Raw genomic sequence first — 13,572 nt, 5'->3', positions numbered from 1 at the left:
AGCGTTGCGTCCTTCCCGTGTCAGAGTTTCCTCCTCACAGGATAAGCCGCCTCGCGCGGAGACTGTACGCGCTGTTCTCTATGCGCGCCGATGTTGGTAGCTCTCCGTTATGGCTTTCGTCCGGAGTTACGGCGAAGCCATCCCCACGCCACCCGCCGACGTGGGCGGGCGCCGATCATGGGGATCGCTTCCCACGCCGGACATACAGCCCGCCGTCACGGCGAAACCTTGACCCAATTCCGTGGCCCGTCCGGTCGCCCGCGCGTGTCGCGTCACACCACGGTGAGCGGCAGAAGCTTCTTCCCGGTCGGCCCGATCTGGATCTCGGTTCCCATCGTCGGGCAGACGCCGCAGTCGTAGCACGGCGTCCAGCGGCAGTCCTCGACCTCGGTCTCGTTGACCGCCTCCTGCCAGTCCTGCCACAGCCACTCGCGGTCGAGCCCGGCGTCGAGGTGGTCCCACGGCAGGACCTCGTTCTCCTCGCGCTCGCGGGTGGTGTACCAGCTCACGTCCACGCCCGCCTTCGCGGCGCCGGCCATCCACCGGTCGTAGGAGAAGTGCTCGCTCCACCCGTCGAAGCGACCGCCGTCCTCCCAGACGGCCCTGATGACGGCCCCGACCCGGCGGTCGCCGCGCGAGAGCAGGCCCTCGACGATGGACGGCTTGCCGTCGTGGTAGCGGAAGCCGATGGCCCGCCCGTACTGGCGGTCGTTCCTGACGACGTCGCGCAGCTCCTTGAGCCGCCGGTCGACGGTCTCGTGGTCGGCCTGGGCGGCCCACTGGAACGGCGTGTGCGGCTTGGGCACGAAGCCGCCGATGGAGACGGTGCAGCGGATGTCGCGCGAGCCGGTGGCCTCGCGACCGGCCTGGATCACCTTCTTGGCCAGGTCGGCGATGCCGAGCACGTCCTCGTCGCGCTCGGTGGGCAGCCCGCACATGAAGTAGAGCTTGACCTGCCGCCAGCCCTGGGAGTAGGCGGTGGTGACGGTGCGGATGAGGTCTTCCTCGGTGACCATCTTGTTGATCACCTTGCGCATGCGCTCGGAGCCGCCTTCCGGGGCGAAGGTCAGCCCGGAGCGGCGGCCGTTGCGGGAGAACTCGTTGGCCAGGTCGATGTTGAAGGCGTCGACGCGGGTGGAGGGCAGCGACAGCGAGGTGTTGGTGCCCTCGTAGCGGTCGGCCAGGCCCTTGGCGACCGCGCCGATCTCGGAGTGGTCGGCCGACGACAGCGACAGCAGGCCGACCTCGTTGAAGCCGGACTCCTTGATGCCGTTGTCGACCATGGCGCCGATCGTGGTGATCGAGCGCTCGCGGACCGGACGGGTGATCATGCCGGCCTGGCAGAAGCGGCAGCCGCGCGTGCAACCGCGGAAGATCTCCACGCTGAAGCGCTCGTGGACCGTCTCGGCCAGCGGGACCAGCGGCTTCTTCGGGTAGGGCCACTCGTCGAGGTCCATGACGGTGTGCTTGTGGACGCGCCAGGGCACCTCGGGCCGGTTGGGCGCCACGCGCTTGATGCGGCCGTCGGGGTGGTAGTCCACGTCGTAGAACCTGGGCACGTACACGCCGCCGGACTCGGCCAGGCGCATCAGCAGCTCGTCGCGGCCGCCGGGGCTGCCCTCGTGCTTCCACTCGCGGATGACCTCGCTGATGGCGATGGCGATCTGCTCGCCGTCACCCAGCACGGCCGCGTCGAGGAAGTCGGCGATCGGCTCGGGGTTGAAGGCGGCGTGCCCGCCGGCCAGCACGATCGGGTCGTCCTCGCCACGCTCGGCCGCCAGCAGCGGGATGTCGGCCAGGTCGAGCGCGGTCAGCATGTTGGTGTAGCCGAGCTCGGTGGAGAAGGAGACGCCGAGCACGTCGAAGGCGCGCACCGGGCGGTGGCCGTCGACGGTGAACTGCGGCACGCCGTGCTCACGCATCAGCGCCTCGAGGTCGGGCCAGACCGAGTACGTGCGCTCGGCCAGGGTCTCGGGCAGCTCGTTGAGGATCTCGTAGAGGATCGCCACGCCCTGGTTGGGCAGCCCCACCTCGTAGGCGTCCGGGTACATCAGCGCCCAGCGCACGTCCGCCTCGTCCCAGTCCTTGACCGTCGAGTTGAGCTCACCGCCGACATACTGAATCGGCTTCTGCACTCTGGGCAGCAGCGCTTCCAGGCGTGGGAAAATCGACTCGACAGACATGGGTCCAAGCCTATCCGCGCTCAGACGGTGGCAGGTCCCTGGATGTCGATGTCGTTTCCGCTCATGACGAGGACGCGGTGGTTCTCGTAACAGGTCAGCTCGACAACGATGACGCCGCTGGCGAGATTGTGCACGGCGACGACGTGGCTGGCGGGAAGCAGGAAGCGGTCCCCGCACTCGTCGCAGTAGGCCACGAACATGCTTCTAATTAAACGCCTGTTCCCTGATCCTTATCGCCTGTAGCAGCCCAATTGCGATGAGATTCGCGAAGGTCGCGGTGCCGCCGTAGGAGACGAAGGGCAGCGGGAGCCCGGTGATGGGCATGATGCCGACGGTCATCCCGATGTTGACGAAGGTCTGGAAGGCCAGCCAGCACACGATCGTGCCGGCGACCAGCGTCCCGAATCGGTCCTCGCACTGCCGGGCGATCTTCAGCCCGCGGATCAGCACCACGCCGAGCAATGCCACCACGGTCACCGAGCCGAGGAAGCCGAACTCCTCGCCGGCGACGGTGAAGATGAAGTCGGTGTGCTGCTCGGGCACGAAGCGCCCGGTCGTCTGCCCGCCGTCCAGCAGTCCCTTGCCGAACAACTGGCCGGAGCCGATCGCGATCAGCGACTGCGTGGAGTTGTAGCCGACGCCGCGCGGGTCCACGCTCGGGTCGATGAAGGCCGTGAACCGCGCCACCTGGTACGGCTCCAGCAGATCCAGCATCCACACCGCCACCGCGCCCGCCACCGAGGTGAGCACGAGCAGGATCATCCACCGCTTGCGCACCCCTGCGATCACCAGCCCGCCCACGGTGATCACCGCCAGCACCAGCGTGGTGCCGAGGTCCGGCTGGAGCATGACGAGCCCCATCGAGATCGCCGCCATGACCACCACGAACATCATGTCCAGCCCGCGCGGCCGATCCGTGCCCTCGGCCGGTTGGGCCAGCAGCATCGACAACATCAGCACGAGCCCGAGCTTGGCGAACTCCGACGGCTGCACCGCGAACCCGCCACCCAGCATGATCCACGAGTGCGACCCGTTGACCGTGGTGCCGAGCGGCGTGACCACGAGGGCCAGCCCGACGAGCGTCACCAGGTAGACCACGGGCGCGTACGCGCGCAGCAGCCGGTGGTCGATCATCGCCACCGCCCCGCACAGCGCCGCCCCGATGGCCAGGTTCAGCACGTGCTTCTTGACCAGCCCCGTCGAGCCCGGCGCCCACGTACGCGTGGACGACCACACCAGCAGCGTGCCGATCACGCACAACGCCGCGACCGAGACCAGCAGCACGCCGTCGAGCCGCCACACGGTCGACTGCGCGCCCACGGCGCGGGTGGTGAACGAGCGGCGCCTGGCCAGCAGCGTGCGGTCCGTCATCGGGTGACCGTCCCGTCCCGCGCGATCATCGGCAGCTTGGAGACGGGTTTTCCGTCCGGCAGCGCGGCCGGCTGTTTGATCCCGTAGATGCCCTCATAGATCTCCCGTACGGCCGGCGCCGCCGTGGACCCGCCCATCCCGCCCTGCGAGACCATGGCGACCACCACGAACCGCGGCTTCTCGGTGGGCGCGAACGAGGCGAACCAGGAGGTGTCCTCCTTGCCCCACACCTCCGCGGTGCCGGTCTTGCCGCCGATGCGCACCTGGTCCATGGGGAACCCGCTGAAGGCCCCGGCCGCGGTGCCGTCGGAGGCGACCTGGCTGAGCGCGTTCTTGATGTACGCGCGTTCCTTCTCGCTGATCGGCAGCTTGCCGGTGACCGGCGGGTCGATGCGCTGGACCAGCGTGCCGTCCGGCCGTACCCTCGCCCAGGCCACGCGCGGACTGCGCAGCCTGCCGTCGCTGACCAGCGCGGCGTAGGCGGCGGCGAGCTGCAACGGCGTGACCAGCACGTCGCCCTGCCCGATGGAGAAGTTGGCGGCGTCGCCGGGACGCAGCAGGTAGCCCTCGACGCAGTTCTCGTAGGCCAGGCGCTTGAGGAAGGCGGCCCGCGAGGCGCTCTTCACCTCGGGGTAGCCGGTGCGCGAGCGCTTGCAGTTGTCGGCGCTGGTCTGGCCCCAGAGGTCCTTCTTCCAGTCGCGGTCGGGGATGCGCCCGGCCGACTCGCCCGGCAGGTCGATCCCGGTGGGCCGGCCGAAGCCGAAGGCCCTGGCGGTGTTCTCGAAGGGCTGGCGGGGCGGCTTCTTCGGATGCAGCCCGCCGTCCTTGATCCACTGCTCGTAGGAGGACTTGTAGAAGATCGTGTCGCAGGACTTGACCAGCGCGGTGTGCAGGCTCAGCGTGCCCAGACCGATGCCCCGGAAGTTGTTGAACGGCCGGTCGCCCACCATGAACGACCCCGGGCAGCCGTAGGTCCCGTTCAGCGGGTAGCCGGAGCGCAGCATGGCCGCCACCGAGGAGACCTTGAACGTCGAGCCGGGCGCGAACGTCCCCTTGATCGCCCGCGACACCAGCGGCCGCCCCGCCTTGTCCGACAGCAGATCCTGGTACTCCTTCTCGGAGATCCCGCCGGTCCAGATCGCCGGGTTGTAGCCGGGCGCGCTGGCCAGCGCCACCACCCGCCCGGTACGCGCGTCGAGCACCACCCCGGCCGCGCCGTCCGCCTTGGGCGCCCGCTTCATGGCCCCGTCGAGCGCCTTCTCCACGATCGCCTGCACACGCCCGTCGATGCTGGTGATCAACGTGTCCCCGGAGACCGGCGCCACCTGCTGCTCCACCCCGATGACCTTGCCGAGCCTGTCCACCTGGACCCGGCGCAGCCCCGGCTTGCCCCGCAGCGCCTCGTCATAGACGGACTCCAGCCCGTCCCGCCCCACCAGGTCGACACCCGAGAAGGCCGCCTTGAGCCCGTCGCGCTTCTCCAGCTCCTCCTGCGTGACCGGCTGCAGATACCCGACGAGCTGCGCAGCCGCCTTGCCGTGCGGATACTCCCTGACCGCCTGCACCTCCGCGGTCACCCCCGGGAACTCCTCCTGCCGCTCCAGAATCTGCAGCGCCTCACGCGTGCTGACCGTCTCGTCGATCGGAATCGGCTGGTACGGCGAGCCCGGCCAGCACGGCCTGGTCACCCCCGGCCCGCACGACCGGATCCGCTTCTCCAGCAGCTTGACCGGCCGGCCCAGCACGGCGGCGAGCTTCTCCAGCACCTCCTGGCCGCCGCGCGGCATGCGCGTCAGCGAGGTCCGGTCCACGGAAACGACCAGCGCGGTCCGGTTACGCACCAGCGGCCGGCCCGCGGCGTCCAGAATCTGCCCTCGCACCGACGGCACCACCACGCCGCGTGTCCTGGTCTCGGCCGCCGCCGAGACGTACTCGATCCCGCGTACCACCTGGACCTGCCACAGGCGCACGGCCAGCACCGCGATCAGCGTGACGACCAGCACGTTCAGCACGACCAGCCGGGTTCTCATCCTGCTCATACCGCATACCTCGGCTGCTTCCCCCGGGTCACCGCCCAGATCACCACCGGCGCCGCGACCAGCGTGTAGACCACCGTGACCGGCGCTTTGACGGCCACCGCCGCCAGCGTCACCCCCTGCTCGCCGACCAGCCCGCCGACCACCGCCGCGAGCAGCGGCGCGGCCAGGATGCAGGCCACCACCGTCGGCACCACGCCGCCCAGCCCGCGCCCCGCCAGGAACCCGACGACCGTGAGCACGAACGCGTACTCCCCCGCCACGTGCGCCGTCGGCGGCACCACGTCCACCAGCAGCCCCGAGCAGAACCCGATCGCCGCCCCCATCGCGGGCCCGCGCATCATGGCCACCCCGACCACCGCGAGCAGCACCAGGTCGGGCATCCCGCCGCCGGGCAGCGGCAGCCGGTTGACCACGATGAGCTGCAACAGCACCGCCACCACGACGACCAGGGCCGGAATCATCGCGCGCTCGCCCTCGCCGGCAGGACCGCGTCGCGCGGATCCCGCTTGGGCGCCTGGACCACCACCCCGACCACGTCCAGCGCGGTCAGATCGGCATACGGACGCGCGTACGCGATGCGGGTCAGCTCACCCGGTGTCGCCTCGACCCGCTCGATCACCCCGACGGGCACCCCCGGCACGTACGGCATGCCGCGCTGCGACCCGAAGCTGACCAGCCGGGCGCCCCGGTTGATCGGCGCGGTCGAGTCGAGCAGCCGGAACCGCACCAGCCGCCCGTTCTCCCCCACACCGTGCACGACGCCGATCTCGTTGCCGCCTTCCATCCGGGCGCCCGTGGCCGAGGCGGGATCGCTGAGCAGCACCACCGTGGAGGTGGTCGCCGCCGCCCTGATCACCCGGCCGACCAGCCCGTCGGCGTTGAGCACGGTCATCTCGGCGCGTACGCCGTCGTCGGTGCCGGCGTCGATCTCCACGGCCTCCTCGAACCCCGGCTGCCCGCGCCTGGCCACGACGTTGGCCGTCACCACCTTGTAGCCGCCCGTCCCGGCCAGCCCGAGCAGCCGCCGGAGCTCCGCCGAGCGCGAGGCGTCGAGCCGCCCGGCCGCGATCTGGGCGCGCAGGCGCGCGTTGTCCGCCTTGAGACGCTCGATGTCCGCCTGGGCACTCGGGGCGTTGGCCAGAGCCCCGAAGAACCCCGTCACCGGGCTGGCCAGCGTGGTAGCGCCCTGTTCAGCGGTGCCGAAGGCCCAGGAGCCCACCGACCTGAGCGCCGTGAACGGCGAGCCGTCGCCGGTGCGGTGGTCGACCGTCACGAGCACGAGCGCCGCCGTCAGCAGCAGTCCTAGGATGAGCCGGGCGCGGCGCGTGTCCTTCATCAGTGCCGCGACTCCGGAACGAGCACCTGCTGCAGCGCCTCGAACTCCTCGACACACTTGCCGGAGCCGAGCGCGACCGAGTCGAGCGCGTTCTCCACGAGATGGACGGGCATGCCGGTCTCGGCCTTGATGCGCTCGTCCATCCCCTTGAGCAGGGCCCCGCCACCGGTGAGAGCGATGCCACGATCCATGAGATCGCCGGACAGCTCCGGCGGGCACTTGTCGAGCGTCGTCTTCACCGCGTCGACGATGGCGTTGACCGGCTCCTCGGTGGCCTTCCTGATCTCCTCGGCGGACACCACGATCGTCTTCGGCAACCCGCTGACCAGATCGCGCCCCCGGATCTCGGCGTGGCACTCGTCGGAGGTCGGGCACGCCGACCCGATCGCCATCTTGATCTCCTCGGCGGTGCGCTCACCGAGCATCAGCGAGAACTCCTTCTTGGCGAAGGTGATCACCGCCTGGTCGAGCTCGTCACCGCCCACCCTGATCGACTGGCTGGTCACGACCCCGCCCATCGAGATGATGGCCACCTCGGTCGTGCCGCCGCCGATGTCGACGACCATGTTCCCGGTCGGCTCGTGAACCGGCAGCCCGGCGCCGATCGCCGCCGCCATGGGCTCCTCGACGATGTAGACCTTCCTGGCCCCCGCCTGATACCCCGCCTCTTTCACCGCCCGCTGCTCAACCCCGGTGATGCCGCTGGGCACCGCGATGATGATGCGCGGCTTGGCGAAGTGGCGGCGCTTGTGGACACGCTGGATGAAGTACCGCAACATACGCTCGGTGACGTCGAAGTCGGCGATCACGCCATCCTTGAGCGGGCGCACGGCGACGATGTTGCCGGGCGTCCTCCCGATCATGCGCTTGGCCTCGATGCCCACCGCGACGATCTTGCCGGTCGCCGTGTTGATGGCCACGACGGACGGCTCGTTGAGCACGATGCCTCGGCCGCGCACGTAGACCAACGTGTTGGCGGTGCCGAGGTCGACCGCCATGTCGCGGCCGAGAAAGGCGAGCTTGCTGCCCATGGGGAACGGAGCCTTCCGTAACGTCCTTCACTGATGACTACGGATCGCATTCGAATCGTAACGTGACGTACCCACCAGTGAGCACAATGAGCACCACCGTCCCAGAAAAATCTTGCGTACCTCCGGTATCGCCCTCTTTACCCCATCAGCCCTCGATAGCCCCCACACCAAGCCCGATATAGCCAGCCATCACCCCCTTTTGACACCCACCCCCGCCCACCAACTCCAGCCCCAACACCCACCCCCTCCAAGGCCAAACCCAAGAACACCCACCGCACGCCGTATCCCGCCTCCGGACACACCCCACCGCCCCAAACCCACCCGCCATCTGCCGCCCGATGCGCACCTTCCGGCACCCCACTGCACGAGCCCCACCCGGCACCCTCCGCCCCATGCGCGCCGCCCGCCACCACCCGGCCCGCCACCACCCCACCCGTGCCGCTCCAGCTGCACCGCTCCGCCCGGCACATGCGCATTCCACACCTGCTCCGCACCTCCCCCGGGACCACCTCGCTCAGCTCTACCCACCCCCACGGCCCCAGGAGCTCTTTCAGGCGCCGCACGGCGGGACGTGGCGCGGTGGAGCCCGGCGCCCCTCTACGGCGCTCAGCCAGGCCACGGCGTCCGGCCAGACGTGCTTTGTAGTGGCGAGCACCCCGTCCGACTGCCAGCCGCACGGAAGAGGCCGCCGGCCCACGACGGCGGTCGGCGGTATGGGGGGCTTGCCGTAACCCCAAAGAACCCCAAAAACCCCAGAGAAGACGAAAACGCCCGCACAGACGGAGCTGTGCGGGCGCAGACGGGCAGGGCGCCCGGGCCGGGACCGGGGCGCCGGGGACTAGAAGCGGTCCGGGAAGAAGATCTTGATCTCCCGGGCGGCCGACTCCGGCGAGTCGGACCCGTGGACGACGTTCTCGCCGATCTCCAGCGCGTGGTCGCCGCGGATCGTGCCAGGAGCGGACTTGACCGGGTCGGTCAGCCCCGCCAGCGCCCGGAACGCCTCGACCGCACGCGGCCCCTCCAGCACCAGCGCCACCAGCGGCGCCGAGGTGATGAACTCCACCAGCTCGCCGAAGAACGGCCGCTCGGAGTGCTCGGCGTAGTGGGCCTTGGCGGTGTCGACGTCGAGCGTGCGCAGGTCCATGGCGACGACCTTGAGGCCCTTGCGCTCCACGCGGGCGATCACGTCACCGATGAGGCCACGCTTCACCCCGTCAGGCTTGATCAGGACAAGAGTGCGCTCGGACACGTGAGGTTCTCCTTTGAACGGATTTGTGGGGGCGAGCATCAGCATTCGCTCCGCGAGTCCGCACCACGAGACGGTCTCCGTCCTCGCGTAGCGGCGACGCGGCACAGCTTACCGTCCCGCGACGGTTCCCCTGCTCTCGCGGCACTCAGGGCCGCTCATTGTCCTCGGGCGACTGAGCGGGCGGCGGCACCGCGGGCGACGGCCCGTCGCGCTCATCGGCCACCCGGGCGGGATCGGCCGTCTCCGGCGAGTCCCCGTTGACCGGCGTGGGCAGCACGACACGAGGAATCTCCCCCGTGGGCCGGTCCTCCTCATCCAGCTCCGCCACCTCGTCGGCCGGCGCGGCCCCGACGCCGCCCGCGTCGTCCCGCTCCGCCCCAGCGTCTTCCGAGTCCGTCTCCACGGCATCCATCTCATTTCGAGCGTCCGCCACCACGAAGGCCTTGACGCCCGGCCGCTCCTCCAGACTTGAGTCCTCGCCGTCAGAAGCCCCATCCGGTACGGCACCGCCCGCAGCAGACCCGTCACCCTCTTCAACGGCCCCGCCCGACCGCCGAGCCAGCAACGCCCCCAGCACGATCACCGCCACCGTCAGGAACCCGCCGATCAGCGCCCACGTGTGCAACGCCTCGACGAACGCGTCCACGATCCCCTGGGCCGACCGCTGCCCGCGCAGCATCATGACCTGGACCCCGGTCCCGAGCAGGTACCCGGACAGCACCCCGGGAAAGCACAACGCCAGCCCGAACAGCGCCACGCCCACACTCGTCTGCCGCAGCGCCGCGGTGAGCGCCACCGCGGCCCCGACGGCCATGAGGGTGAACGGCACCACCAGCACCGTCCCCTCCGGCGCCGGCACCATGAGCCGCACCGTGGCCAGCCCCAGCACGACCAGCAGCAACCCGGCGGGCGCCAGCCACCGCAGCGCGGACCCGCCGAACAACGCCACCCCGGCCCCGGCCGCGACCGCCAGCACCGCGGCCACCACGAACGGCAGCCACAACCCCTTCAGCCCAGGCCCGCCAAGCCCGCCCATCTCCACATACGTCACCTGCGCCACGGTCGGCAGCAGTACGACCCCGATCGCGACGAACGTGTAGGCCAGCGTCCGGCTCTCACCGGTCCCGATCGTGGCCAGGGCCAGCAGCGCCGCGATGGACAACACGGCGACCAGCACCACCAGCCCGGCCTTCCAGTCCTGGCTGGCCGTACTGATGGCGAGAACCGCGATGCCCGCGGCGGGAACGGCCGCCAGCAGCAACCGGCTACGTTCCCTGGCCCGGGGCGTCGGCGACGCGCCCTCACCCTGCAGCAACCAGACCAGCAGGTACGCCGCCGCGAGACCCAGCGCGATCCCGGTCAGCAGCGGGTACGGCTGGAGCGTGACCTGCCAGCGATCGACCTGGTGAAGCGGCCACAGCGCGAGCGCCTGGGCGGCCAGGAGGCTGACGGCCAGCATGCCTGCCCACACGGCGCGTACCACGGGCGGACGTCCCCAGGCGGCCACCAGCGTGGCGGGGATCAGCACGCCGGCGCCGACACCGTGGAGCACGCGCAGCACGCCCACCATGAACGAGGTGCCCGCGTAGCCGCCGGCCGCGTCGGCCACGGCCAGCAGGGCGAGCCCGGCGACAAGCACGTACGTGACCCGCAGGCGGCGCAGCGCCACGGCGGCCAGCGGGACGGTCAGCATCATCGCCGGAAGGGCGAGCCCGTGCGCGCGCATCAGCCCGACCCGGTCGATCTCCGCCGGCAGCAGATCGGCGACGACGGAGACGGTGTTGGGGATCGCGATGATCGCCAGCGGCAGAGCCGCCACGATGAGCAGCCCGAGCACGAGGTCGAGCAACCACGGGAACTTCGCGCCTGCGGTGGGCCCGGCGGCAGCCGCGTTCGGGGACCGCTGGATTGGGGGGACGGCCATGTAGGCCGACTTTAGCGGGAAGTCACGCCCTCGACACGGCGAGCGACGAATATCGCGGTGATCCACAGCGCCGCGAAGATCGCGCCGAGGAAGAACATCATGGACACAAGGAACCCCGTGGCGATCGCCAAGACCTGCACCAGGCTGCCGACCACGTACCCGACAGGCCGCTTGAGCAGCCCGATCGCCACGATGCACAGCACCGCCAGCCCCAGTCCCGCCACCATGGCCAGCGCCGGCGCGACACCACTCACCGTAATCGCCACGGGCGTAATCAGCCCGGCCATGATCGCTTCCATCCCGAGCACACTGGCACCCAGCCTGCGCATGCCCGGCGTGACGACGAAACTCACCTCACACCCCTCTCACCGGCACAACCGCCCCACCACAGGGTACGGCTCGCGCCGCCGGTCAACCCGGCGGCACAGGTGGGGCGGGTCACTGACCGTCCACCTTCAGCAGGTATCGCGCGTCACCGGCCGTGATCACCGAACCGGTGATCAGCACCCCGGTCCCGCTGAACTCGCCCTCCGCGTCCGCGATCCCGATGCCGCGGTCGATGGCCTCGTCGAGACGGTCCACCACATGCACCCGATCCGCACCGAAGTACCCCTCGGCCAGCGCCCCCAGCTCCTCCGGCGCCATGGAGCGCGGCGAGGAGTTGCGGGTCACGATGATCTCCTCCAGCACGGGCTCCAGGAGGTCCAGGATCGTGGCGACGTCCTTGTCCCGCATGACCGCGACGACCCCGATCACCTTGGCGAAGTCAAACGCCTCGTGCAGCCCGTCAAGCGTGGCCTGCATGCCACCAGGATTGTGCGCCGCGTCGATGACGACCGTCGGATCCCGCCGCACCACTTCGAGCCGTCCGGGGGACGTCACCTGGGCGAACGCCTGCCGTACCAGCTCGATGCCAAGCGGATCGTCCCCCGCCGTCAGCGCCTCGACAGCCGCCAGCGAGGTGACGGCATTCCCAGCCTGATGAGCCCCGTACAGCGGAAGATACACATCCTCGTACACCCCCTTGAGCCCGCGCAGGGTGAGCAGCTGCCCGCCCATGGCGATCTCCCGGTTGAGCACCCCGAACTCGAGCCCCTCCCGCGCGACAACCGCTCCAACGTCAGCAGCCCGCCGCATCAACACCTCAGCGGCCTCAAGCTCCTGCTGCGCAAGCACAGTGGTGGAGCCGGCCTTGATGATGCCCGCCTTCTCCCCCGCGATGGACGCGACATCCGGCCCCAGCCGCTCGGTATGGTCCAGCGAGATGGGCGTGATGATGTTCACCTGCCCGTCGACGACGTTGGTGGCATCCCATGTGCCACCCATCCCCGTCTCGACAACCGCCACATCCACCGGAGTATCCGCGAACGCCGCGAACGCCATGGCCGTCAACAACTCAAAGAACTGGATCCGCCGCCCCGTGGTGTCATTCAACTCCACATAAGGCGCGATCTCCTCATACACCTCAGCGAACCGCTCCTCACTCAACGGCTCGCCATCCACGCAGATCCGCTCACGCATCGACACCAGGTGCGGACTCGTGAACCTCCCCACCCGAAGATTCCGCTCCCGCAGCAGCGCCTCAACCATCCTCGCCGTACTGGTCTTACCGTTGGTGCCGGCAATATGCACGACAGGGTACGCCCGCTGGGGCGAGCCGAGCAGATCCAAGAGAGCCGCGATCCGGTCCAGGGTCGGCTCGAACTTCCACTCGACGCCCCGCTCCAAGATCGCACGTTCAACCGCACGATAGTCCACCCCCCAACCCTACTGACCACCTCCACCCCCCAGACCACTGACCAGCCAACCACCCCGGGCCCCCGCCACCCCGCCCAGCCAAGCGGCAACGAGCACGCGAAGAGCCCGGCGCACCCAGAAGCGTTGACGACCGTCCGCGTTGCGTCGAACACGCCCGCGCGGGGTGCTCGCCGCACCGGCGCTTGACAAGCGTCGGGGAGGGCGCCGCGGGTGGGAGGGCGAGGTGGCCGGGAGGGTGGCGAGCCCTTGCGGGCGGGCGCCGTGCGCGTTGCGCCGTTCACGTCCGCAGAGGGTGCTCGCCGCACCGGCGCTTGACAAGCGTGGAGGAGGGCGACGCGGATGGGAGGCGGGTGGGAGGCGAGGCGGGCGGGGAGGGGCTGCAAGCCCTTCCCGGTGCAGGGTGGGAGGCGGTAAGCGCGCCCGCCGGTGCAGGGTGGGGGCGGTGAACCGTCGCCGATGCCTCGGGGAAACCCAGCGCCTCCGGGGGAACGCAGAAAAAGGGGCCACCCCACGACGGCGGGACAGCCCCTTCGGAACGCGAAGAAGGGGCCCGACCAGCCGGTCGGACCCCTTCTCCTCTTGCATGTTTTGTGCGGCGGTGACCTACTCTCCCACACCCTCCCGAGTGCAGTACCATCGGCGCTGGGAAGCTTAACTTCCGGGTTCGGAATGTAACCGGGT

The 13,572-nt window shown here is 70.0% G+C and carries 11 protein-coding genes and 1 rRNA gene; all 12 read right to left on the bottom strand.

The window, feature by feature from the left end:
• Positions 1–272 precede the first annotated feature (272 nt).
• Positions 273–2,183: a TIGR03960 family B12-binding radical SAM protein gene (locus ACFWYW_RS30715; RefSeq protein WP_379619174.1), complete on the bottom strand. Its 1,911-nt coding sequence runs from the start codon at positions 2,181–2,183 to the stop codon at positions 273–275.
• 20 nt (positions 2,184–2,203) lie between these two features.
• Positions 2,204–2,383, bottom strand: coding sequence for a hypothetical protein (locus tag ACFWYW_RS30710; protein ID WP_379619172.1), 180 nt, complete (start codon positions 2,381–2,383; stop codon positions 2,204–2,206).
• Between the two features lie 4 nt (positions 2,384–2,387).
• The gene (gene rodA / locus ACFWYW_RS30705; RefSeq protein WP_379619170.1) at positions 2,388–3,554 is read right to left on the bottom strand and encodes a rod shape-determining protein RodA; all 1,167 of its coding nucleotides are present in this window, start codon (positions 3,552–3,554) and stop codon (positions 2,388–2,390) included.
• The gene (mrdA, locus tag ACFWYW_RS30700; RefSeq protein WP_379619168.1) at positions 3,551–5,593 is read right to left on the bottom strand and encodes a penicillin-binding protein 2; all 2,043 of its coding nucleotides are present in this window, start codon (positions 5,591–5,593) and stop codon (positions 3,551–3,553) included. Before mrdA ends, rodA begins: the two co-directional genes overlap by 4 nt.
• Positions 5,590–6,054, bottom strand: a complete 465-nt coding sequence (gene mreD / locus ACFWYW_RS30695) for a rod shape-determining protein MreD (RefSeq protein ID WP_379619166.1) — start codon at positions 6,052–6,054, stop codon at positions 5,590–5,592. Before mreD ends, mrdA begins: the two co-directional genes overlap by 4 nt.
• Positions 6,051–6,929 (bottom strand): rod shape-determining protein MreC, encoded by an 879-nt coding sequence (gene mreC / locus ACFWYW_RS30690; protein ID WP_379619164.1) that lies wholly within the window; start codon positions 6,927–6,929, stop codon positions 6,051–6,053. The genes mreD and mreC overlap by 4 nt, the downstream gene beginning before the upstream one ends.
• A complete protein-coding gene (locus ACFWYW_RS30685; protein WP_184973123.1) occupies positions 6,929–7,960 on the bottom strand; it encodes a rod shape-determining protein in 1,032 nt (343 codons plus the stop codon). Before ACFWYW_RS30685 ends, mreC begins: the two co-directional genes overlap by 1 nt.
• Positions 7,961–8,798: 838 nt before the next feature.
• On the bottom strand, positions 8,799–9,248 hold the full coding sequence (gene ndk, locus ACFWYW_RS30680; RefSeq protein WP_379628010.1) for a nucleoside-diphosphate kinase: 450 nt from the start codon (positions 9,246–9,248) through the stop codon (positions 8,799–8,801).
• 106 nt (positions 9,249–9,354) lie between these two features.
• Positions 9,355–11,133: a hypothetical protein gene (locus ACFWYW_RS30675; RefSeq protein ID WP_379628008.1), complete on the bottom strand. Its 1,779-nt coding sequence runs from the start codon at positions 11,131–11,133 to the stop codon at positions 9,355–9,357.
• A gap of 11 nt (positions 11,134–11,144) precedes the next feature.
• Positions 11,145–11,486 carry a DUF4233 domain-containing protein gene (locus tag ACFWYW_RS30670; protein WP_379628006.1) on the bottom strand — a complete coding sequence of 114 codons (342 nt, stop codon included), beginning with the start codon at positions 11,484–11,486 and terminating at the stop codon, positions 11,145–11,147.
• 85 nt (positions 11,487–11,571) lie between these two features.
• Complete coding sequence (locus ACFWYW_RS30665; RefSeq protein ID WP_379628004.1) at positions 11,572–12,891, bottom strand: bifunctional folylpolyglutamate synthase/dihydrofolate synthase; 1,320 nt, start codon at positions 12,889–12,891, stop codon at positions 11,572–11,574.
• A gap of 590 nt (positions 12,892–13,481) precedes the next feature.
• A 5S ribosomal RNA gene (gene rrf, locus ACFWYW_RS30660) occupies positions 13,482–13,572 on the bottom strand; the annotation flags it as partial.

The organism is Nonomuraea sp. NPDC059023, assembly GCF_042740095.1.
In the GTDB taxonomy this organism is placed as follows: domain Bacteria; phylum Actinomycetota; class Actinomycetes; order Streptosporangiales; family Streptosporangiaceae; genus Nonomuraea.
The sequence above is the reverse complement of the archived record's forward strand: the minus strand, read 5'-3'. Positions and strand labels throughout refer to the sequence as shown.